Source organism: Runella aurantiaca (assembly GCF_003339505.1).
Classification (GTDB): Bacteria; Bacteroidota; Bacteroidia; order Cytophagales; family Spirosomataceae; genus Runella; species Runella aurantiaca.
Genome location: NZ_QPIW01000028.1, coordinates 38,148 through 58,405 on the forward strand (window position 1 = coordinate 38,148; position 20,258 = coordinate 58,405).

The window sequence follows — 20,258 nt, forward strand, 5'->3', positions numbered from 1 at the left end:
TGATTGGTTAGAATAAACCTAACTGTCCATTTTCGTCGGTCGAAGATGCCTCGTCAGGGGCATCAGTTTCTTCTTCAAGCTCATTCTTAGGTTCTAAAATCGTAATAGTCGCTTTTTCAGCTTCTGGCAATGAGTCGATTTGTTTTACTTCTTTTACTTTTAGGCCCGACACTTTGTTACCCAATGCTTTCCACCCCCTCACGTCCACAAAGGCATCAAGTACCACAATCTCCTTTTGGGTTTCGGTTTTGCTTTTTTCAATCAGCAATTCCATCCGCGGATGGGCATCGAGCGAAACAAAAATAAGCTTCGAGCCCTTGGTATCTCCAATAAAAGAAAACTTCTTGTCAACGGTACTCGTTTCAATTTTAAACCTTTTGGCAAAATAGCTTTTTTGGGTTGCTTCAAAATAAACCGCCGTGATGGGACGGTCGGGCAAAAACTTCTCAATTTGGAGAATGTCTTTGGGTTCGTACCGGTTGGTCAGGTCATAGGTCGTCAGCTCGTACGTCCCTTCCTTGTATAAAACCAAAATCAAATCTCCGTTGTCAAAATTGCCCAAATACCGACCTCGGTCGTCGCGATTCAGGCGTCCCAACACGCTGTCGTACCATAAATCTACGCCACCAAGGGTTGATGCTCCCGCCGATTTAAAGGCTATTTTACGAACGGGGTACTTTGTCAACACATTTCCCATGGCCGAGCGGTTTTTAATCGCCAGTTGGGAAAAATTAAAATCAAAAAGTTTGATACGCGCCGTACTTTGCGCCGTCAGGCTGACCGTAATCACCTCTGCTTCGCCGTTGTCATTGGCCGTAAAATAGGTAATCTTAGATTTAGGCGTTCCGAGGGTCACGTCATATTCTTTGTCGCGGGTGATTCCCGTCACCACAAAACGTTTGGCGTAGCTAGCCCCCGATTTTCCGTCCAAATAAGTGACATTGTATACTTTGCGCTCATCATTTTTCTTGAACACAGCCACGTAGATAATGTCTTTTCCGACAAACACTTTTTCGGTAATGCGTACGACCTTGTATTTTCCATCGCGACGGAAGATAATCACGTCGTCGATGTCGGAGCAATCCATCACGTACTCATCTTTCTTCAAGCCATAGCCTACAAAGCCTTCTTCTCGGTTTACGTACAACTTTTGGTTGGCCGCCGCCACAACGGTCGCGGCAATGGTATTGAACGAACGGATTTCGGTACGGCGTTGGCGGTTTTTGCTGTGTTTCTTCAGTAAGTCTTTGTAATAGGCAATGGCAAAACGCGTCAAATTGGCCAGATTATCCTCTACTTCTTTCAGTTCCTCTTCCAGCTTCCGCATGGCTTCTTCTGCCTTAAAGCCATCATATTTCGAAATCCGCTTGATGCGCAGTTCAGTCAACCGCAAAATATCTTCTTCGGTTATTTCACGGTAAAAATCGGCTTTAAAAGGCGTCAGGCCAGCGTCGATGGTTTGAATGACGGCCTCAAAAGTCTCGCATTCTTCAATGTCACGATAAATTCGGTTTTCAATGAAAATTTTCTCCAGCGAGCTGTAAAGCAGCTTTTCTTTCAACTCAAAGCGCCTGATTTCCAGCTCCCTTTTGAGTAGATTTACGGTCTGGTCATTACAAACACTTAATATTTCGGATACCGTTACAAAATGCGGTCGATCCGCGATAATGATACAGGCGTTGGGTGAAATACTCACTTCACACTCCGTAAATGCGTACAGAGCATCAATGGTAATATCGGGCGAGACGTTGGGGGCCAAATGCACCAATACTTCAACGTCTTTCGAGGTCAAATCTTCTACTTTCCGTATCTTAATCTTCCCTTCATCATTGGCTTTGATGATGGAGTCTTTGATGGAGGTTGTGGTCGTACTAAACGGAATTTCGCGAATAATGAGCGTTTTCTTATCCAGCTCTTCAATCTTGGCCCGCACCCGCACTTTACCACCGCGCAAGCCGTCGTTGTAATTCGTAATGTCAATTTGCCCACCCGTTGGAAAATCGGGGTATAACTGAATCGGTTGGCCTTTGAGCAACGCAATCGAGGCTTCTACCAATTCAATAAAGTTGTGCGGTAAAATCTTGGTCGAAAGCCCTACCGCGATTCCTTCCACCCCCGTTGCCAAAAGCAATGGAAACTTAACGGGTAGCGTGACGGGTTCGCGCTTACGACCGTCGTAGCTCAACTGCCATTCGGTCGTGTCATCGTTGAAAATAACATCATTACCAAACTTCGAAAGCCTTACTTCAATGTAACGAGGAGCGGCGGCACTGTCGCCCGTACGAATATCCCCCCAGTTTCCCTGCGTGTCAAAAATCAATTCTTTTTGACCCATATTGACGATGGCCTCGTTGATGGAGGCATCGCCGTGTGGGTGGTATTGCATGGTGGCTCCGATGACGTTGGCCACTTTGTTAAAGCGCCCGTCGTCCATTTCCCGCAAAGCGTGCAAAATTCTCCGCTGAACCGGTTTAAGGCCGTCTTCAATTGCGGGCACTGCGCGCTCCAGAATTACGTAGGAGGCATAATCCAAAAACCAATTTTGGTACATATCCCCCACATCCGACTGAGTATGGAGGGCATCTTTCTTAGGGCGTTTGTCTTCAGGTAAGGTTTCGTTGATTTCGCTCATTGTCTTTTACTGCGTGATTTGGGGTTTTCGGTTTTGCAAAAAAATGGCTTCTTATCTTCCGCTCTCCCCACGGAATTGCCCGCAAATCACAAAAATTTAAAACGTAAATATACAAAAAAAAGGCGTTAAAATTTGAATTTAGACCCACTCAATCCCCTTTTTAAGCAATAAAATTGTTTGCCCCTCAGGAGTGTCTGGCAGTGGGTGATAATCGTAAATCCAACGCGCCAAAGGCGGCAAACTCATCAAAATAGATTCCGTACGGCCGCCCGTTTCCAGTCCGAATTTTGTACCTCGGTCCCATGCCAAATTAAATTCGGCATATCTTCCCCGACGTACCAACTGCCATTCTTTTTCGGCTTCGGTAAAAGGGATGTCTTTATTTTTTAACATCAGGTGCGTATACGTCGGAGCAAAGGTTTCTCCCACGGCCTGCACAAAACGAAAAAGGCTCTCTTTGTCTTCCGACTTCTGATAATCAAAAAAGATACCTCCCACGCCACGCGTTTCCTGACGGTGGGGGATGTAGAAATAATCATCCGCCCATTTTTTAAATCGAGGATAGTAATGAGGGTCATGTTTATCGCAAGTGGCTTTCAATTGTTGGTGAAACCAACGGGCATCTTCTTCCACCACGTAATGCGGCGTCAGGTCAATGCCTCCGCCAAACCAACTCACCCCGTTTGACATTTCAAAATAGCGCACATTCATGTGAATAATCGGCACTTTCGGACTATTTGGGTGCATCACAATCGATACGCCCGTGGCAAAGTAATCGGCCTGCTCGGTCAGGTTCATCTGGCGCATGAGTGCTTCGGAAGTTTGGCCCTGCACGGCCGAAAAGTTAACGCCTCCTTTTTCGATGATGTTTCCATTTTCGAGCACCCGTGAGCGACCGCCACCGCCGCTGTGGTGTTCCCATTTATCTTCTTTGAATTTCCCCAAGCCGTCGGCGGTTTCGAGGGCTTGACAAATCGTATCTTGTAAATGTTGAAAGTAAGTGGCAATCGTATCGCGCATGAATTGTAGTATTGGGGTGGTTTTGATTAACTCCTAAAAAATCAAGTAGTATTCTTTCAATAAAGTTCGAAACTCTTCAGAATAGCTCCCATCAAGGTGGTGAATATAGAGAGATTCGAGAATAGATTCGGTATGATGACGCTCAAAAGTAGTAATCATTCGAAAAAGCGGCTTATCGGGCCGTTGAAAAACCCGCAATTGACGGGTCGGCCAGAGTCCTGCACTCGCGGCAATCTCCGTCAACAATTGGGTTTCATACGCGGGTAAAAGTACCACAAAACGTCCCTCTACTGCCAATAACCGCGCCACCGAATCCACCAACTCCTCTAAAGAAAGCGTATCGGTATGCAACGCCCGATTGCGCGCGGCCGACGGCGACCGTAGATGATTGGCAAAAAACGGAGGATTGCTGATAATCAGGTCGTAGTCTGAAAAGTTTGAAGTCAGATTTTCATTTTCCCTCGGCCAATCCTGAATCGCCGTATGATGCACCGCTATTCTCTCTACAAAAGGGCTTTGCGCCACATTATCAACGGCTTGCAAGTAGTTTTGTTCCTCGATTTCTACCGCGTCAATGCGCATCAAAGGGTTTCGTTGGGCCGCCATCAACGCCAGCAGACCAGTTCCAGTCCCAATGTCCAAAGCGCGTGTCGCCCCCGTTACCTTTACGTATGCACCCAAAATACAGGCTTCGGTGCAGACCTTCAACGCACTGCGGTCGTGCCAAACGGTAAACTGTTTAAATCGAAAATAGGGAGCAGGAGTTCTTGGCATGGGTGATTAGGCGGTTACTTGCGCCCAAAATCTGCCGGATTCTCTCCCCAATATTCCGTTTCCCATTTCAAAATCTGATTGGTAAATTTATTTTTGGAGAGCCATTCTTCGGCGCGTTGGAGCAGTTCAAAGATTTGCTTGTTGGCGGGGGTTACTTCAAGTTTAGTGTTGGCATGTTTACGTTTTATCCAACTGATAGCAGTGCGAGAATCCGAATAAATCGGTAGATTACTTTGGTGTTTTTGTAGATAGGCCAGCCCGTGGACAATCGCCAAAAACTCCCCGATGTTGTTCGTTCCATCCCGAAACGGGCCTTGATGAAATATTTTTTGTCCCGTGCGGAGGTACACCCCTTGGTATTCTACATCGCCCGTTGCGGTGTTCCAAGCGGCATCTACCGCAATACTTTCAAGGTTGGGATTGCCAATGTTGGCAGGGGCTTCTTTGAGCGGTGCTTTGGCCGTTTTGGGTGAAATAAAAGCCCAATAATTTTCTTTCAGGGCTTCTTCTGCCTCCTTAATGGTGTCAAATGACTTAAATTTAGCTTCAGGAAAACCCTTGATTTGGGCCTCACAGTCGGTCCAGTCCGTAAACACACCTCGTTTACGTCCTTCCCACACGACATAATATTTTTGTTTTTTAGCCATGCCACAAACTTACAAAAGTGCGGGTAAAAAAAGTGAATATGGGCTTTTAATCGTAGTCTATTCTTAGTGTTCGTTCGTACACTATACTACCAAACGAAAGAAAATTAACCACTGCACAACCTACATGAAATCTATTTTCTGTACTGCATTAGCCTTTTTATCCCTTGGCGCTTATGCCCAAAAGGGAGTTGTACTGACGGACAAATCTGCGGATAAAAAAGTGGAAGTCTCCATTGATGGCAAACCGTTCACGAATTATTTTTACCCTGGCCCTTCCGTCCTCAAAAAAGCCGTATTGTATCCTCTACTCACGGCCCAAGGCACCAACATTACCCGCGGATGGCCGCTTGACCCTCGTCCGGGTGAGCGCGTTGACCACCCTCACCACGTAGGCATGTGGCTCAACTATGAAGCCGTCAACGGGCACGATTTCTGGAACAACTCTCTGACCCCTCCCAGCTCAAAAGGAACCTACGGCACGATAGTACACACGGGCATCAAAAGCCTGAAAAGTGGCAAAAAACAGGGTGAATTGACCGTAACGGCCGACTGGCTTGACAAAAACGGCGGCCTGATGCTGACCGAAACCACCACCTACGTATTCAGCGGCGACGCCACCACCCGCACCGTGGATCGCATCACCACCCTCACGGCCAAAACTGACCTTGTCACTTTCAAAGACGTGAAAGATGGGATGTTTGCGATTCGGGTGGCCCGTCAATTGGAGCATCCTTCCAAAAGCCCCGAGGTATTTACGGATGCGTCGGGAGTGGCCACAAAAGTACCGGTGATGGACAACACTGGCGTATCGGGCAGTTACCGCAACAGCGAGGGCATTGAAGGCGAAGAGGTATGGAGCAAACGCGCCCGTTGGTGTAATTTGCGCGGAACAATGGGCAACGAAACCGTTAACCTAGTAATCCTCGACCACCCCAAAAACGCGGGTTATCCTACCTACTGGCACGCCCGGGGTTACGGGCTTTTTGCGGCCAACCCCCTCGGAATGAAGGTGTTCAGCCAAGGAAAAGAAGAAATGAACCTCCAACTCAAAAACGGCGAGTCAACCACCTTCCGTTACCGCACCGTGATTGCCTCTGAGACACTATCAGACGACAAAATCAATCAGATTGCCGCTGATTTTGGCAAAGTTAAGTAGCGATTTGTAGCCCATACTAGACCAATCTGCCCTCAGTTTGTGGCAAGCTTAAAAGACAACACCCGACAAATCCAAAAGTAACCAATGACGAAAGTTTTAGATCTTAATTATACAGACGCAAGGCTGTTTTTTCTCAAAGAAGAAAGTTATTTCAACTTTGACTTACCCCACTATTTTGTTTTTGGAAATTTACTTCAATTGGTTTCTAATCAACTCAACGGGCAAGGCATTTCAACTTTTTACTCAACAACTCATCAAGGCGGACAAACCACAAGGCATTTCCCAGCAGAATATGAAGACGTAAACTACAAGTTTCTTAATAACAAAGACGGAAAATTTGCTTGGCGACCATTTCAACTAATTCACCCAGCTCTTTACGTTTCACTCGTCAATAAAATCACGGAGCAAGAAAATTGGAATGCTATCATTAGTCGATTTACTCAATTTCAAGCAAACCCCAAAATAAGATGTTACAGCATTCCTATTCGTTCTGACACAGACCAATCAGACAAAGCAACATCGGTAGGACAATGGTGGCAAACAATAGAACAACAATCCTTGGAATTGGCACTAAAATATGAATACGTTTTACATATTGATATATCGGATTGTTACGGTTCTATTTATACACATTCCATTCCTTGGGCAATTCATACGAAAACAACAGCTAAAGCACAACGGAAAAATTTTCAACTTGTTGGAAACGTAATTGACAAGCATTTACAAGATATGTCTTACGGACAGACAAATGGAATTCCCCAAGGAAGTGTTTTGATGGACTTTATCGCTGAAATGGTTCTTGGTTTTACAGATTTAGAACTTTCGGACAAAATTCAGCAAGACAATATACAGGATTATGAAATAATAAGGTATCGAGATGATTATCGGATTTTTTCAAATAATCCACAGACTGCTGAACACATAACAAAACTATTGACAGAAATTTTGATAGAGCTTGGAATGCGATTGAACGCACAAAAAACTATTGTATCAAACAATGTCATTAAAAACTCTTTAAAGTCGGATAAATTATATTGGATTTCTTCAAAAAAGGGCGCAAAAAGTATTCAAGAACATTTATTGATTATTCACAAGCTATCCGAAGAACACCCGAATTCTGGAAGTTTATCAAAAGCTTTGAGTAAATTTTACAATAGAATAAAAGGCATATCAGAAACCTATCAAAATATAACAGTCTTGGTAAGCATTTTGGTTGACATAATGTTTAAGAACCCAAGAACATACCCAATAGCTTCCGCGATTCTTAGCAAACTACTTTCACTTATTCTTGACAACAATAAAAAGAACGATTTACTAAATCTTATTTACCAACGGTTTGAAAAAATACCAAATACTGGGCACATTAAGATTTGGCTTCAAAGACTTACAATTAAACTTGACAGGCAAAGACAATACTCAGAAAAGCTCTGTGAAAAGGTAAATGTTCCTGCATTGCAAATTTGGAATTCTGATTGGTTAGAGAATAACCTAAAAAACATTATTGAGCAGACACCAATTATTGACGAAGCCATAATTGCAGGTATAGATGTAGTAATTACAAGCGAAGAAATTGAATTGTTCAAAACTGAATATGACTATTCAGAACAGACAGCAGAATAAAAAACCAGCCCATAATAAAGCAAAACCGTTATTATGGGCTGACATGCTTCGAATGAACAGTAGCGATGGAAGTCAGTCACTTATCCAAGACCCGAAACATTAGTCATCAGCATAAAAGGCCGCCATCGGTAACAAACTCGAATAACACTGTTTCTATATTTGGAAACAATGGCTACTACCTTTATGGCATTAAACAAGGCAATAATGGCAACTAAAGAAATCAAGACTTATTCGCTTGCCGAAATGAAGGACAAGTATATCGGTAAAGTTGGTACTGCTGACCGTGACGAATACGAATATGAACTTCGTATGGACGTTTTGGGAAAAATGATTAAAACAGCAAGACAAGAACGCCATTTGACACAAGAAGAACTCGGAAGACTTGTAGGAGTTCAGAAAGCCCAAATTTCCAAACTTGAAAGCAGTGCAAACAGTGCAACAGTTGGCACTATTTTGAAAGTATTTAAAGCATTAAAAGCAGAGATAAACTTTAATGTAAAACTCGAAGACAACTTTGTTAAACTTGTCTGACAGAAAAGAAAGCCGAACGCACAATAGCAGTTTGGCAATAAGGCCCCAATCCCCAACAACCGTTAGCTATAAAGTATAATAACAACACGAATAGCAAATTGACATTCAACCGCTAGACAATAGACACAATGACACTTTTTTGGGTTCTTTGGGGCATCGACGCTGTAATATCGCTGGTGGTGCTGTATTTTTTCTTCATTGGCTTAGTAGATGGCTCCGTCTCCTCCTTCAATATGGGCTTATGGGTCATGATTTTATTGGGCATCGGCGCCATTATGCTGGGGAGTCTGTGGCTAAAATCAAATGACTATCTCCGTATAGCCAAGATCGTTCTGGCTATTTTGGCCGTACCCGGGCTACTGTATGCTTTATTTATGCTCATGATCATTATTACCAAACCGCGCTGGAATTAACCTTTCAGGCCGTTTTTTTGACGATTCAGTCGGAGGGAGTTGTTCTACGAAAAAGGTTTTTGTTGTTTTACAGTCTCTTTAACAACTCAAAAACACGATTTGCAATGAAACTTTTCTCCTCCGTAAGCACGCTCCTCCTTTGTCTAAGCCTAGGAATGGCGCACGCCCAAATCAAAACCCCCGCTGCCAGCCCCTCCGCCACGGCGGTACAAAGCATCGGTTTGGCCAATGTAACCGTAGAATACAGCCGCCCAGCGTTGAAAGGCCGTAAGTTATTCGGCACCCCTCTGGCCCCTTACGGTCAAGTTTGGAGAACGGGCGCCAACAAAGTGCCTAACCTGATTTTATCCCAAGAAATGACCCTCGAAGGACAAAAAGTACCTGCGGGCACGTATGGTTTGTTTACCATCCCGACCGAGACCGAATGGACGATTATTCTGAGCAAAAACCCCAATCAATGGGGAGCGTATGGTTATAAACAAACCGACGACCTCCTCAGGTTTAAGGTAAAAGCCGAAAAAACGGCGAAAACGGAAGAGTATTTCACGATTGAATTTACCGACTTTACGCCCAATTCGGCCAAAATCGCCATTCGTTGGGAGAATTTACAGGCCAAATTCAGCATTTCGCACGACCCCGATGCGCAAATCATGGCGGAGATTCAACAAAAAATAAACGCGCCTACGGTCACTGAAGGTACGTACTCAGACGCCGCAAATTATTACTACGACACCAACCGCGATTTGAACAAAGCCTACGAATGGGCCAATAAAGTGGTCGAGAAAGAAAAAGAATACTGGACCTACTACCTGCGGGGGAAAATTGCCGCTAAAATCGGAAAATGCGACGTAGCCATCGCTGATGCCCAAAAAGGCTTAGAACTGGCAAAAAAAGCCAACGATGGGGCCTACATCCTAAACCATACCAACGTCTTAAAAGCTTGCGGGAAATAAACTCTTTTATAAGTCACTCATATACAGAAGGGTTGAAAGTCTGACTTTCAACCCTTCTGTGTGTATAACCAAATTTGAATTTTCTAATCGACTCTCCACAACAGCGAAGAATCTCCGTAGCTCAAAAAACGATAATCGTTGGCCAAAGCCGCTTGATAAACGCTACGCCACTGTGGACCCAAAAACGCCGCCACTAACAGCATCAACGTTGAGCCCGGTTGGTGATAATTCGTAATCAGTCCTTTACATATTTTGAAACGATATCCTGGAAAAATCATTATCTCCGTCTCCCCCACCAATTCTTCTAGCTGAGCACCCGCCATGTAAGCCAAAATAGCCTTTAAAGACGCTTGAGGTGTGGGTTCGAAGGGATAATCCAAGTAAGGAGTCAGCTTTTCAATAAAAAAATGCTCACCGTCATTTCTTTGGCCTAAAGACGAAGTCAGCAATTTGACCCCAATCCAGTATAAACTTTCTAATGAGCGCATGGAGGTGGTGCCAACGGCAACCACTTGCTCAATGTTCAGAAGAAGATTTTCAATAAAGGATTTCTTAAAAACCACCTGCTCCGAATGCATGGTATGCTCCACCGCATTCTGAACCTTTACGGGTTGGAACGTGCCCGCCCCCACGTGCAGGGTTACAAAATCGTGGTGGATGCCTTTATCGGAAAGTTGCTGAAATACATTTTCCGTAAAATGAAGCCCAGCCGTGGGGGCCGCTACGGCTCCCTCTACTTTTGAATACACGGTTTGATACGTATCCGAATCATGCGCATCGGCATGACGCCCCAAATAAGGCGGCAACGGAATTTCGCCCAATGCGCGAATCACGTCGGCAAAATACAAGCCCCCCGACCAACTGAAATGAACCCAATTTTTTTCGTTATCAATCAGTTCGGCCTCTACACTGCACTTTGTTCCTTGCACCACACACTCAATACTGAGTTTTTCTCCCGCTTTCCAACGTTTCTTATTCCCAATCATGCAACTCCAAACGCAAAACTGGGTTTGCTGCATGATGTCATTGATAATGCGGGAAGGCGCTTCTGGATGCAGTAAAAAGATTTCGATGGTTGCTCCCGTTGCTTTCTGAAAAAAGACCCGCGCAGGAATTACTTTGGTATTGTTAAAAACCAGAAAAGTATGCTGCGGCAAAAACTGCGATAAATCATAAAAATGCTCGTGCTGGATTTGACCGTTGTCAAAAATAAGCAGTTTTGAAGTATCGCGAGGTTCAACAGGAAAGCGGGCAATACGCTCATCGGGTAAGTCGTAATGATAATCCGCGAGTGGTATTTCGGGGAGATTTTGCATAACAGACCCTCAACTAACTAAAGCTCCTCTACTTTTGGTTTTATCATCAACCGAATGGGCAATGCCAAAACGATGATTAACAACAAAATCACAATTAGATAGAACAACCCTTCAAAATCGCCGATTTTAAAGGTAAATTCGTTGTTGACCGTGGCAAGAACAAATACCGTCATGGCAATAATGGTATTAATCATGGCGACCAAGCTAAAAATCCAGTTTTGAATATGCTCGTTGAGGTCATCGCGTTGGGCGGTCCATTCGGTTTGGTTCGGAATAGGCAGTAGATGACTCGGCAATTTAATGAGTTGGCGGCCCAAGGCGGGAAAAAGAACATTGTTGGCCACAATCAGTGCGACCAGAATATAGAAAACATCTGACTTCCCAATGAATTCGTCGGCTTTACCGAAGGCGTCAAAGTGTACACCGACATCAGCACTAAAAAGACTATAACTGTAAATAGATGTACCAAACACCGCAATCATTGAAAAAAAACGCCACGTGCGGATGGCTAAAGTTGTAAATTTCATAGTTAAAAAGTTAAGGGTTAAAAGTCAAAAATTAAAGGTTTGCATTAACCCCTAATTTCTAACTCTTAACCCTTTATCAATGTTTTAAAGAAATCAAGTTGCTGCGATTTCTATTTCTTCACCGTATTTATCGTAGAATTTAAACTCAGTTACAGCCAAAGAGCTGTCTTTCAAAAGTTTAACCCACGATTTATATCTAAACAACCACTTGAGTCGGGGCGACGGGAATCCCGCCGTAAAGTACGCGTGCAAGTACGGGTGAAGGGCTACCGACACCTTTTGTTCATTTTGACGGGTAAGGAGATATTCAAGGTTATTTTCAATAATATCCGAAATCAGGATACTGGGCTGAATCGTACCAGTTCCATTACACGTTGGACACACTTCGCGGGTCACAATGTTAATTTCTGGACGAACCCGTTGGCGCGTAATCTGCATCAACCCAAACTTTGTCAGCGGGAGCAACGTAAACTTCGAACGGTCGGCCTTCATTTCGGCTTTCATTTCGTCGTATAGCTGCTTTTTATGCTCGGCTTTCTTCATATCAATGAAGTCTACCACAATGATTCCGCCCATATCGCGCAAGCGCAATTGGCGGGCAATTTCTTTCGCCGCTTCGATGTTGGTGTGCAGTGCCGTGTCTTCCTGATTTTCCTCGTTATTGGACTTGTTACCGCTGTTGACATCTATCACGTGGAGTGCTTCGGTGTGTTCTACGATGAGATACCCACCTCCCGGAAGGCTTACCGAGCGTCCAAACAATGATTTAATTTGCTTTTCAAGGCCTACCTGCTCAAACAGCTTATTTTTGCCGCTGTATAGTTTGAGAATTTTCTCTTTATCAGGCGCAATCGTGTGAATAAACCCTTTGATGTCGTCGTACATCTCTTTGGTATCCACCGTGATACTATCAAAAGTATCGTTTAGTAGATCTCGCATAATGGACGACGCCCGATTCATCTCCCCGATGATTCGGTCACGGGGTTTTGCTTCGGTGAGCATTTTCATTCCGTTTTCCCACTTTTGAATGGAGTTTTGAATATCTCTATCCAATTCTTCCACTTCCTTATTGGCCGCTACGGTGCGAACAATAATCCCGAAGTTAGCGGGTTTCACCGAGGTCATTAATCGGTGTAAACGGGTGCGTTCAGCCTTATCCGTAATTTTTTTAGAGATATTGACTGAATTTGAAAAGGGAACTAACACCGCGTAGCGACCTGCAATAGAAATGTCGCAAGATAGACGGGGGCCTTTGGTAGAAATAGGCTCTTTGACAACCTGGACGAGTATGGGCTGATTTTTGCCCAACACTTTGTCAATTTTTCCAAGTTTGTCAATTTCCGGCTCCATTTTGAAGTTATTCAATTTGCCGGAATTCATTCGCTTCGCAATGACCTCTTTGGTCAATTTGTTAAGCGACTGGACGTTTGCACCTAAATCATGGTAATGTAGAAAAGCATCTTTTTCGTATCCGATGTCAACAAAAGCAGCGTTCAAACCAGTAACGAGTTTCCGAACAGTTCCTAAATAAATATCACCGACCGTAAAACTGTTTTCCGACTCCTCCACATGGTACTCCACAAGGCGCTTTTGTTGCAAAAGCGCTATGCGTGTCCCTTTTTGTGAGGCACTGATGATTAATTCGCTACTCAATGTTTTGTAAGGATCTAAGGTGAAAACCATTCCGTAAACCTTACGAATGGTTCAAAACAACTACATAGTCAAAAAGGCATTTGACGAAGCATATAAAACCCAAAACCAAGGTTGAAAAGCACCTTGGTTTTGGGATAAAATTACTTCTTCTTATGACGATTTTTTCTGAGGCGCTTTTTCCGTTTGTGAGTAGCGATTTTGTGTCTTTTTCTTTTCTTTCCGCAAGGCATAGCTTTACAATTTTTAAGTTAATTAGTATGTTACAGCGGTCATGTACCGCATGTTATTCGTTTGTGAGTACCGCGAATAACGGTTTTATTTTAAGTCTTTTTCCAACTCAGTAATCGCCGCTTGAATGGTAGGGTCTTTCTCCTGACCTTTCACGACCGACAGTTCTTCCAACGCCTCTTTATTCTTTCCCGTTTGAGCCAATGAAACGCCCAAATAAAAACGAGCTTTTGAATTCATGGGGTTTCCTTTCAACAATTGACGAAAACGTTCCACCGCTTTTTCGTACTGGTTTGAACGCATCGATAGAAGTCCCAAGTTAAACAAAGCTACTTCATTGGTTGGGTCATTTGCCAAAACTTCTCTCAACAACAAGATTCCCTGCATGGGTGTTTCCGTAGAAACGTAGGTCATCGCCATGTTGGCTTTGGCGTTGAGAAGAGCAGGGTTCTTATCAAGCGCTTTTTGGTACCATTCTCTCGCCTTAGCACCTAATGCTGAGGACTTTTTGGTGTCAACTGCAAAACTAAATGCATCATAATAACGGTCGCCAGCACGAAGCAAGTTAGGCTCGGCAGGCTCCAACAAAGCAAGCGTTTCTGCATACTTTGCGGCGCTGTCAAATTTTCTGATGTTCAGATAAAAATCAGAAAGCTTTAGTGCCGCTCCTCCCTTTTGCTTTGAATCCCGGGCAGAAACCAACTGCTGAGATAGCGCCGCGACCGAATTTTGCTGTTCGGCAGTCAATGGCTCAATGTGCGTTTCCGCAGCGGTCGAAGTTGTTTCGGCTTGGCCCGATGCAGGTGCCTGAGTGCTGTCTTTACCCTCCGAAAGTTCTCGTTCTTGGCTTTTAACAACAACTTTTGGCAAACTATAAAGCCCACCAATGAGTACAGTAGCCAATAAAATAACAATCAGGATTGAACGGTTCATAACATTTTCAGGCAGCTCCTTCGTGCCGTTGAAATTACTTTTCTGAGCCTTTTACTTGCTCAACAAATACTTTAGCAGGCTTAAAACTTGGAACATAATGCTCGTCAATGACGATTGCAGTGTTCTTAGAGATGTTACGAGCTACTTTTTTAGCGCGTTTTTTGTTAACAAAACTACCAAAACCACGAACATAAATGTTCTCACCTTTGGCCAATGAGTCTTTTACTACTGTGAAAAACGCTTCAACTGTTTCAGAAACGTGTGCTTTTTCGATGCCGGTTTGATCGGCAACTGCTGCAATTAAGTCTGCTTTCGTCACTTTTTTAAACTTTAAGGTTATAAAACTGTTATTCTTTGTAATATTAGTTTCAAAATCCTGCGGAGCCAATCTATTTTACAATCGGCTTATTTTGAGCGCACAAAAGTAGTATAATTTCAACAAAATGCGAAAATCTTTTACGCCTTAATTTCAAAACAAACATTCGAAAACCATTGAATAACAAGTTTTTTGCCAACGAGCTCATTAAATGGTATGAGTATCATCACCGAGATTTACCCTGGCGACGCACCCGCAACGCCTACTATATCTGGCTCTCAGAAATTATTCTTCAACAAACCCGTATCGCGCAGGGATTACCATATTATGAACGTTTTGTAGAAGCCTACCCCACCGTCATTGATTTAGCCAATGCTCCTGAGCAAGAGGTCATTCGACTCTGGCAGGGCTTAGGTTACTATTCCCGGGCGCGCAACCTGCATCAAACGGCCAAATACATCGTCGAAGAACTCAACGGTGCGTTTCCGACAACCTATGCAGGATTGCTTAAACTAAAAGGAATCGGCCCATACACCGCCGCCGCCATTGCATCTTTTGCTTACGATGAACCCGTAGCGGTAGTAGATGGCAACGTATACCGGGTACTGTCGAGGGTATTTGGGATTGATACCGATATTACCAGCGGCGACGGGCAACGGCAATTTGCCAATTTGGCCAATGAACTTATTTCTCGTGAGCAACCCGCAACCTACAATCAGGCCATCATGGAGTTTGGGGCCGTTCAGTGTACTCCGTCATCCCCTGACTGCCTGTTGTGTCCTGTTCAGCCCCATTGTGTTGCTTTTGCCACTGGAAGGATTCATTTATTGCCCGTTAAAGTCAAGAAAACCAAGGTGCGAGAGCGTTTTTTTAACTATTTTGTCATTGTCCAAAATGGACGGATTGCCATGCGACAACGAACCGACAAAGATGTCTGGCAAAAGTTGTTTGACTTTTACCTAATTGAAACAGACGCAACCGTTCAAAGCATCGACGAATTTACTGACAATCAGATAATTAGTTCTATTTTCTCTCAAACAACAATTAGTCCCCCAAGCCGTATTTTTACGCATATTCTCACCCATCAACGTATTCAGGCGCAGTTTTGGGTACTTGAAGTTCCCCTCGAAGTTACCTTGAATCTACCCCCCGAATTGGCTTTTTTAACGGAAGAAGAAATAGAGAATGTACCCAAACCTGTCTTGGTTACGTCTTATTGGAAAGAGCATTTTTTTTGAGTATTTTTGTGATTGAAAATCCCGAAAAAACACCCAAAATCGGGAATTAAAATGCTCATTTTTCGTTAGAGACTTTACCTGATTTTAGTGGTGAGCTTATTCAAATTCGTAACTTTAAACATTTATATAATACAATGGCAGGAGTAAACAAAGTAATTCTATTGGGCAATTTGGGCAGCGACCCAGAAGTACGTCACCTCGAAAATGGTTCAGCGGTGGCACGCTTCAACATTGCTACTTCGGAAGCCTACACCAATCGCAGTGGAGAACGGGTAGAGCAAACGGAGTGGCACCGAATTGAACTTTGGGACAATTTGGCCAAAATCGCCGAACAATACCTTCGCAAAGGCAATACCGTCTATATTGAAGGAAAACTGCGTACCGAAACTTGGACGGATAAAGAAGGGAAACAGCGTGAAGGAAAAACCGTACGGGCCAATACGATGCAGTTGGTAGGAGGCAGAAACAGCGGAGGAGGAGATAGTAACGAACAATCTTCACAATCCAACGTAGCTACCCAAGCAAGCCGCCCGGCACCTGCACCCAAACCCGCCGAGCCGATTTCGTCAGATCTTGGCGGTAGTGGTGACGATGATTTACCGTTTTAACAACAAAAAACCTGACAGGGATTCCTGTCAGGTTTCAACAACACAATTTGTTTACTTCTTTACTACTTCCATTTTTACTTCATAGTTCTTTTGGGCATCGGCATCTTCTAAAGTTCCTGGATAAGGCGATACCTGCTTCAAAACAAACAGATATTTCTCATTTTTAACCGTCACTTCCAGAGAGTCCTGACTCACAGGGCTTTTGTATTTGGTGGGTTGCACTTGTTGACAATCCCCCAAGCACATTTGAATTTTTTGGGTGTCGTTTACGGCCAAATCAACGACTACTTCCCCCGTACGAATACAAATCGCATTGGCAGGACAACGACTATCAGCGACTGCGTCAAATGAAAGTTTAATCCCCTCCACTTGCGTGTTTTGTTTGATTTTTAAGCTGATTTCTTCTCTTACTCCCGCTTTTTCGTTGTTTTTTTGGTGCTCAGCGTCAATTTTTTCAGACTGGCAACCCATGGCTGTTAGAAATGCAAATAAGATTACTTTTTTCATGGCAAGAATAAATAATACTTTTATCCGACAAACACCGTGTCTGTCTACAATCACAAGACGCAGTCTTATTTTTATTAGTTGTAATCTTTTTAAAAAAATGTTAACAATCATTGGAATTAACCACGTAGCCATCTACGTAGCAGATGTAGCCCAAAGTGTTGAATTTTACGGAAAAATTGTAAGATTAACTTCCTTGGCCCGCCCAGCCTTCGACTTTCCGGGCGCCTGGTTTAAAATCGGAGACGCGCAAGAGTTGCACATCATAGGCATACGCACTGAGCCTGTTGTATCAGGCTCTCGAAGCAATCATTTTGCGCTGGAAGTAAGTGATTTGGATGCGTGGGAGGCTCATTTTAAGGCAACAAATACAACCTACCGCCCTCCCAAATTTCGGCCCGATGGTGTACGACAGATATTTCTCCAAGACCCCGATGGATATTGGATTGAATTCTTTTCAAGAAATGGCAACCAAACAGTTTAGATTGGTTGCCATTTACTTGGTTATTTTTTTTGAAAAGCCAAAGCAGCACCGTTCATACAGTAGCGTAAGCCCGTAGGGCGCGGGCCATCGTCAAACACGTGGCCTAAATGGGCGTCGCAAACGGCGCAAATGACCTCATCGCGTTCCATGCCAAAGCTTTTGTCTTTTTCGTCTTTCAAGACTTTTTTATTGAGCGGAGCGTAAAAACTCGGCCAGCCAGTACCCGATTCAAATTTTGTATCGGAACTAAAAAGCGGAGTGTTGCAACATACACATTTGTACGTTCCCTTTTCTTTGTTGTTCCAGTAAGGTCCCGTAAAAGCGCGTTCTGTTCCTTTCTGTCGGGTCACGTAGTACTGCATCGGGGTTAGCAGTTTTTTCCACTCCGCGTCCGTTTTTACAACCCGTTTCAATTCCTGGCTTTGCTGTTGGGCCAGCGCCGGCAGTCCGGCCAATACTACTCCTCCAAGTGAGCGAATGAAAATACGGCGATTCATCTTTGTTAGGTTATGCTTGTTTTGTGCTTATATTAACGTATTCTTTTATTGTATAGTTTTAATTATCAAAAATATGCTTCCAAAGTGGGATTTAGCGGGTAAAGTTGCGCTAGTGACGGGTGGAACCAAGGGAATTGGACAGGCCACAACCCAAACATTACTGCAACTGGGTGCCGAAGTAATCATCGTTGCCCGCAATGAAGGTGAGATTGAGCGTCAGCTTGCCGATTATGAAGCACAAGGTTTGAAAGCAACGGGTTTTGTGGCCGATTTGAGCAACCATGACAACATCCCTGAACTCGTCAAACACATTAGCCTACGTTGGGGGGAATTAGACATTTTGGTCAATAATGTAGGAACTAACATCCGAAAACCTACCACTAGTTACACAGCTGAAGAATTTAATTTAATCATAGCCACCAACTTAACCTCGGCATTTTCATTGTCGCAGGCATTATATACATTGTTAAAAAATGCCCAAGGATGCATTGTCAACGTTACCTCGGTAGCGGGATTAACCTCCCTGAAAAGCGGCTCTATTTACGGCATGACCAAGGCTGCTCTCAATCAATTGACCCGCAATTTGGCCTGTGAATGGGCCGCCGACGGCATACGTGTCAACGCCGTAGCGCCGTGGTACATCGAAACTCCTTTGACCGAGTCAGTACTTTCCAACAAAGAAAGCCTCGATTACATCCTATCGCGTACGCCCATGAAACGCGTCGGGCAGCCCGAAGAGGTCGCGTCGGCAATCGCCTTTCTTTGTTTGCCCGCTGCCAGCTACATTACGGGCAACATTGTAACCGTCGATGGCGGTTTTGCCGTTTATGGATTTTGAGCTAATTTTAAAAAAATTTAAAAAATACGCCTTAAAACTTTCAAGTGCGAAAAAAAATTCATTTTTTCGGCTTCTAAATGACCTACTAACTCCTAACACTAACCATGTCAAAACCTAAACAAAGCTACGTTGGACCATTGATTATCATTGGTTTATTATTTTTCGTATTCGGATTTGTCACGTGGGTAAACGGCACGCTCATTACTTTTTTCAAGAAAGCCTTTAACCTCGACAACACCAGCTCCTACCTCGTAACGTTTGCCTTTTTTATCTCATATACGGTCATGGCCATTCCTTCTTCGGAAGTGCTAAAACGTACAGGTTTTAAGCGGGGGATGTCGCTTGGATTGGGAATTATGGCCGTTGGAACGCTGATTTTTATCCCTGCCGCACAAATCGCATCGTATCCTTTGTTTTTGGTCGGTCTTTTTACCATCGGTATCGGTCTAACCCTGTTGCAAACCGCTTCCAATCCCTACGCAACCATCCTCGGCCCCCGCGAAAGCGCCGCCCAACGGATTAGTTTTTTAGGAATTGCCAACAAATTAGCGGGAATATTCAGCCAACGCCTTTTCGGTGGGCTTTTATTGGCAGGCGGTGCCGCCACTACACCCCAAGAAGAACTTCAAAAAGTAGAAACTCCTTATTTGATTCTAACGGCGGTCTTGGTCGTGTTAGCGGGGGTCATTTGGTTCTCAAAAGGGCTACCTGAGGTAAGCGAAGAACAAGAAGAAGTGCCCAGTAACGCAGTTAAAGTAACCCGTAACAGTGTTTTTTCTTTTCCAAACTTAGTATTAGGCGTCATTGCGCTGTTTTGTTACGTAGGAGTTGAGGTGATTGCAGGAGATACAATTATCAGTTATGGCGTCTCACTGGGTTTTCCCGAAAGTGAAGCCAGTACCTTTGGTACCTACACACTTTGGTCAATGCTTGCCGCTTACGGCTTGGGCATCGTCCTTATTCCCAAATATGTTTCTCAAGTTACATGTTTACGTGCTTCTGCCATACTTGGTATCGTGGGCACGGTCATTGCCGTTACCACAGATGGGTTTACCTCCGTTTTATTTATTGCCTTTTTGGGTTTTGCCAACGCCCTTGTGTGGCCTGCAATGTGGCCTTTGGCTTTGGACGGGCTGGGCAAATTCACCAAAATCGGCTCGGCGTTGCTCATTATGGGGATTTCGGGAGGTGCCGTTTTACCATTGATTTATGGTAACATAGCCGATTCCATCCACAGCACCCAACAAGCTTATTGGGTAATGATGCCTCTCTATTTGTTTATCCTTTATTATGCTTTTATTGGCTACAAAAAACGCAGTTGGTAATTTCATTTAAACAGGCCTTTTGCCGCCCTCTCTTTCCCAAAAAGA

At 44.0% G+C, this 20,258-nt stretch carries 21 protein-coding genes; 10 read left to right on the forward strand and 11 right to left on the reverse strand.

Annotated features, from left to right (window positions below):
- Window positions 1–7 precede the first annotated feature (7 nt).
- The 4 genes from DVG78_RS24275 to DVG78_RS24290 form a co-directional block, all read right to left on the reverse strand.
- The gene (locus DVG78_RS24275; RefSeq protein WP_114463616.1) at window positions 8–2,632 is read right to left on the reverse strand and encodes a DNA gyrase/topoisomerase IV subunit A; all 2,625 of its coding nucleotides are present in this window, start codon (window positions 2,630–2,632) and stop codon (window positions 8–10) included.
- Window positions 2,633–2,770: 138 nt separating this feature from the next.
- The gene (gene hemF / locus DVG78_RS24280; protein ID WP_114463617.1) at window positions 2,771–3,652 is read right to left on the reverse strand and encodes an oxygen-dependent coproporphyrinogen oxidase; all 882 of its coding nucleotides are present in this window, start codon (window positions 3,650–3,652) and stop codon (window positions 2,771–2,773) included.
- A gap of 33 nt (window positions 3,653–3,685) precedes the next feature.
- Entirely contained in the window at window positions 3,686–4,426 is a 741-nt protein-coding gene (locus DVG78_RS24285) for a tRNA1(Val) (adenine(37)-N6)-methyltransferase (protein WP_114463618.1), read from the reverse strand.
- Between the two features lie 14 nt (window positions 4,427–4,440).
- Window positions 4,441–5,073, reverse strand: a complete 633-nt coding sequence (locus tag DVG78_RS24290) for a ribonuclease H1 domain-containing protein (protein WP_114463619.1) — start codon at window positions 5,071–5,073, stop codon at window positions 4,441–4,443.
- 124 nt (window positions 5,074–5,197) lie between these two features.
- Between DVG78_RS24290 and DVG78_RS24295 the strand changes: the two genes are divergently transcribed.
- The 5 genes from DVG78_RS24295 (at window position 5,198) to DVG78_RS24315 (ending at window position 9,746) form a co-directional block, all read left to right on the forward strand.
- Window positions 5,198–6,229: a DUF6807 domain-containing protein gene (locus DVG78_RS24295; RefSeq protein WP_114463620.1), complete on the forward strand. Its 1,032-nt coding sequence runs from the start codon at window positions 5,198–5,200 to the stop codon at window positions 6,227–6,229.
- Between the two features lie 84 nt (window positions 6,230–6,313).
- On the forward strand, window positions 6,314–7,849 hold the full coding sequence (locus DVG78_RS24300; protein WP_114463621.1) for an RNA-directed DNA polymerase: 1,536 nt from the start codon (window positions 6,314–6,316) through the stop codon (window positions 7,847–7,849).
- Between the two features lie 168 nt (window positions 7,850–8,017).
- A complete protein-coding gene (locus DVG78_RS24305; protein ID WP_374755730.1) occupies window positions 8,018–8,380 on the forward strand; it encodes a helix-turn-helix domain-containing protein in 363 nt (120 codons plus the stop codon).
- Between the two features lie 128 nt (window positions 8,381–8,508).
- On the forward strand, window positions 8,509–8,793 hold the full coding sequence (locus DVG78_RS24310; RefSeq protein ID WP_114463622.1) for an osmoprotectant transporter permease: 285 nt from the start codon (window positions 8,509–8,511) through the stop codon (window positions 8,791–8,793).
- Between the two features lie 104 nt (window positions 8,794–8,897).
- A complete protein-coding gene (locus DVG78_RS24315) occupies window positions 8,898–9,746 on the forward strand; it encodes a DUF2911 domain-containing protein (protein ID WP_114463623.1) in 849 nt (282 codons plus the stop codon).
- Window positions 9,747–9,829: 83 nt separating this feature from the next.
- Here the strand turns inward: DVG78_RS24315 and DVG78_RS24320 are convergent, their stop codons facing one another.
- The 5 genes from DVG78_RS24320 to DVG78_RS24340 all read right to left on the reverse strand — a co-directional run bounded on the left by DVG78_RS24320 (window position 9,830) and on the right by DVG78_RS24340 (window position 14,722).
- A complete protein-coding gene (locus DVG78_RS24320; RefSeq protein WP_114463624.1) occupies window positions 9,830–11,062 on the reverse strand; it encodes an S-adenosylmethionine:tRNA ribosyltransferase-isomerase in 1,233 nt (410 codons plus the stop codon).
- Window positions 11,063–11,079: 17 nt separating this feature from the next.
- A complete protein-coding gene (locus DVG78_RS24325) occupies window positions 11,080–11,589 on the reverse strand; it encodes a hypothetical protein (RefSeq protein WP_114463625.1) in 510 nt (169 codons plus the stop codon).
- Window positions 11,590–11,682: 93 nt separating this feature from the next.
- Window positions 11,683–13,242 carry an Rne/Rng family ribonuclease gene (locus DVG78_RS24330; RefSeq protein WP_199563292.1) on the reverse strand — a complete coding sequence of 520 codons (1,560 nt, stop codon included), beginning with the start codon at window positions 13,240–13,242 and terminating at the stop codon, window positions 11,683–11,685.
- A gap of 315 nt (window positions 13,243–13,557) precedes the next feature.
- Window positions 13,558–14,403: a tetratricopeptide repeat protein gene (locus tag DVG78_RS24335; RefSeq protein WP_114463626.1), complete on the reverse strand. Its 846-nt coding sequence runs from the start codon at window positions 14,401–14,403 to the stop codon at window positions 13,558–13,560.
- A gap of 34 nt (window positions 14,404–14,437) precedes the next feature.
- Window positions 14,438–14,722 (reverse strand): HU family DNA-binding protein, encoded by a 285-nt coding sequence (locus DVG78_RS24340; RefSeq protein ID WP_114070131.1) that lies wholly within the window; start codon window positions 14,720–14,722, stop codon window positions 14,438–14,440.
- A gap of 173 nt (window positions 14,723–14,895) precedes the next feature.
- Between DVG78_RS24340 and mutY the strand changes: the two genes are divergently transcribed.
- Together mutY and DVG78_RS24350 are read left to right on the forward strand one after the other, a co-directional pair.
- Window positions 14,896–15,957: an A/G-specific adenine glycosylase gene (gene mutY, locus DVG78_RS24345; protein ID WP_114463627.1), complete on the forward strand. Its 1,062-nt coding sequence runs from the start codon at window positions 14,896–14,898 to the stop codon at window positions 15,955–15,957.
- A 134-nt stretch (window positions 15,958–16,091) separates the two neighbouring features.
- Window positions 16,092–16,565, forward strand: coding sequence for a single-stranded DNA-binding protein (locus DVG78_RS24350; protein WP_114065639.1), 474 nt, complete (start codon window positions 16,092–16,094; stop codon window positions 16,563–16,565).
- Window positions 16,566–16,616: 51 nt separating this feature from the next.
- Here the strand turns inward: DVG78_RS24350 and DVG78_RS24355 are convergent, their stop codons facing one another.
- The gene (locus DVG78_RS24355; protein ID WP_114463628.1) at window positions 16,617–17,072 is read right to left on the reverse strand and encodes a hypothetical protein; all 456 of its coding nucleotides are present in this window, start codon (window positions 17,070–17,072) and stop codon (window positions 16,617–16,619) included.
- A gap of 97 nt (window positions 17,073–17,169) precedes the next feature.
- On the opposite strand from DVG78_RS24355, the gene DVG78_RS24360 reads away from it, so the two are divergent.
- Entirely contained in the window at window positions 17,170–17,553 is a 384-nt protein-coding gene (locus tag DVG78_RS24360) for a VOC family protein (RefSeq protein ID WP_114463629.1), read from the forward strand.
- A 20-nt stretch (window positions 17,554–17,573) separates the two neighbouring features.
- On the opposite strand, the gene msrB is transcribed toward DVG78_RS24360, so the two are convergent.
- The gene (gene msrB / locus DVG78_RS24365; protein WP_114463630.1) at window positions 17,574–18,050 is read right to left on the reverse strand and encodes a peptide-methionine (R)-S-oxide reductase MsrB; all 477 of its coding nucleotides are present in this window, start codon (window positions 18,048–18,050) and stop codon (window positions 17,574–17,576) included.
- A gap of 73 nt (window positions 18,051–18,123) precedes the next feature.
- Between msrB and DVG78_RS24370 the strand changes: the two genes are divergently transcribed.
- Together DVG78_RS24370 and DVG78_RS24375 are read left to right on the forward strand one after the other, a co-directional pair.
- Window positions 18,124–18,888: an SDR family oxidoreductase gene (locus DVG78_RS24370; protein WP_114463631.1), complete on the forward strand. Its 765-nt coding sequence runs from the start codon at window positions 18,124–18,126 to the stop codon at window positions 18,886–18,888.
- A 104-nt stretch (window positions 18,889–18,992) separates the two neighbouring features.
- Window positions 18,993–20,213: a sugar MFS transporter gene (locus tag DVG78_RS24375; protein ID WP_114463632.1), complete on the forward strand. Its 1,221-nt coding sequence runs from the start codon at window positions 18,993–18,995 to the stop codon at window positions 20,211–20,213.
- The last annotated feature ends 45 nt before the right edge of the window (window positions 20,214–20,258 follow it).

Excerpts from the sequence above, each read along its gene's own strand:
- DVG78_RS24275 (WP_114463616.1), bottom strand. The coding sequence starts at position 2,632 with ATGAGCGAAATCAACGAAACCTTACCTGAAGACAAACGCCCTAAGAAA.
- hemF (WP_114463617.1), bottom strand. The coding sequence starts at position 3,652 with ATGCGCGATACGATTGCCACTTACTTTCAACATTTACAAGATACGATT.
- DVG78_RS24285 (WP_114463618.1), bottom strand. The coding sequence starts at position 4,426 with ATGCCAAGAACTCCTGCTCCCTATTTTCGATTTAAACAGTTTACCGTT.
- DVG78_RS24290 (WP_114463619.1), bottom strand. The coding sequence starts at position 5,073 with ATGGCTAAAAAACAAAAATATTATGTCGTGTGGGAAGGACGTAAACGA.
- DVG78_RS24295 (WP_114463620.1), top strand. The coding sequence starts at position 5,198 with ATGAAATCTATTTTCTGTACTGCATTAGCCTTTTTATCCCTTGGCGCT.
- DVG78_RS24300 (WP_114463621.1), top strand. The coding sequence starts at position 6,314 with ATGACGAAAGTTTTAGATCTTAATTATACAGACGCAAGGCTGTTTTTT.
- DVG78_RS24305 (WP_374755730.1), top strand. The coding sequence starts at position 8,018 with ATGGCTACTACCTTTATGGCATTAAACAAGGCAATAATGGCAACTAAA.
- DVG78_RS24310 (WP_114463622.1), top strand. The coding sequence starts at position 8,509 with ATGACACTTTTTTGGGTTCTTTGGGGCATCGACGCTGTAATATCGCTG.
- DVG78_RS24315 (WP_114463623.1), top strand. The coding sequence starts at position 8,898 with ATGAAACTTTTCTCCTCCGTAAGCACGCTCCTCCTTTGTCTAAGCCTA.
- DVG78_RS24320 (WP_114463624.1), bottom strand. The coding sequence starts at position 11,062 with ATGCAAAATCTCCCCGAAATACCACTCGCGGATTATCATTACGACTTA.
- DVG78_RS24325 (WP_114463625.1), bottom strand. The coding sequence starts at position 11,589 with ATGAAATTTACAACTTTAGCCATCCGCACGTGGCGTTTTTTTTCAATG.
- DVG78_RS24335 (WP_114463626.1), bottom strand. The coding sequence starts at position 14,403 with ATGAACCGTTCAATCCTGATTGTTATTTTATTGGCTACTGTACTCATT.
- DVG78_RS24350 (WP_114065639.1), top strand. The coding sequence starts at position 16,092 with ATGGCAGGAGTAAACAAAGTAATTCTATTGGGCAATTTGGGCAGCGAC.
- DVG78_RS24355 (WP_114463628.1), bottom strand. The coding sequence starts at position 17,072 with ATGAAAAAAGTAATCTTATTTGCATTTCTAACAGCCATGGGTTGCCAG.
- DVG78_RS24360 (WP_114463629.1), top strand. The coding sequence starts at position 17,170 with ATGTTAACAATCATTGGAATTAACCACGTAGCCATCTACGTAGCAGAT.
- msrB (WP_114463630.1), bottom strand. The coding sequence starts at position 18,050 with ATGAATCGCCGTATTTTCATTCGCTCACTTGGAGGAGTAGTATTGGCC.
- DVG78_RS24370 (WP_114463631.1), top strand. The coding sequence starts at position 18,124 with ATGCTTCCAAAGTGGGATTTAGCGGGTAAAGTTGCGCTAGTGACGGGT.
- DVG78_RS24375 (WP_114463632.1), top strand. The coding sequence starts at position 18,993 with ATGTCAAAACCTAAACAAAGCTACGTTGGACCATTGATTATCATTGGT.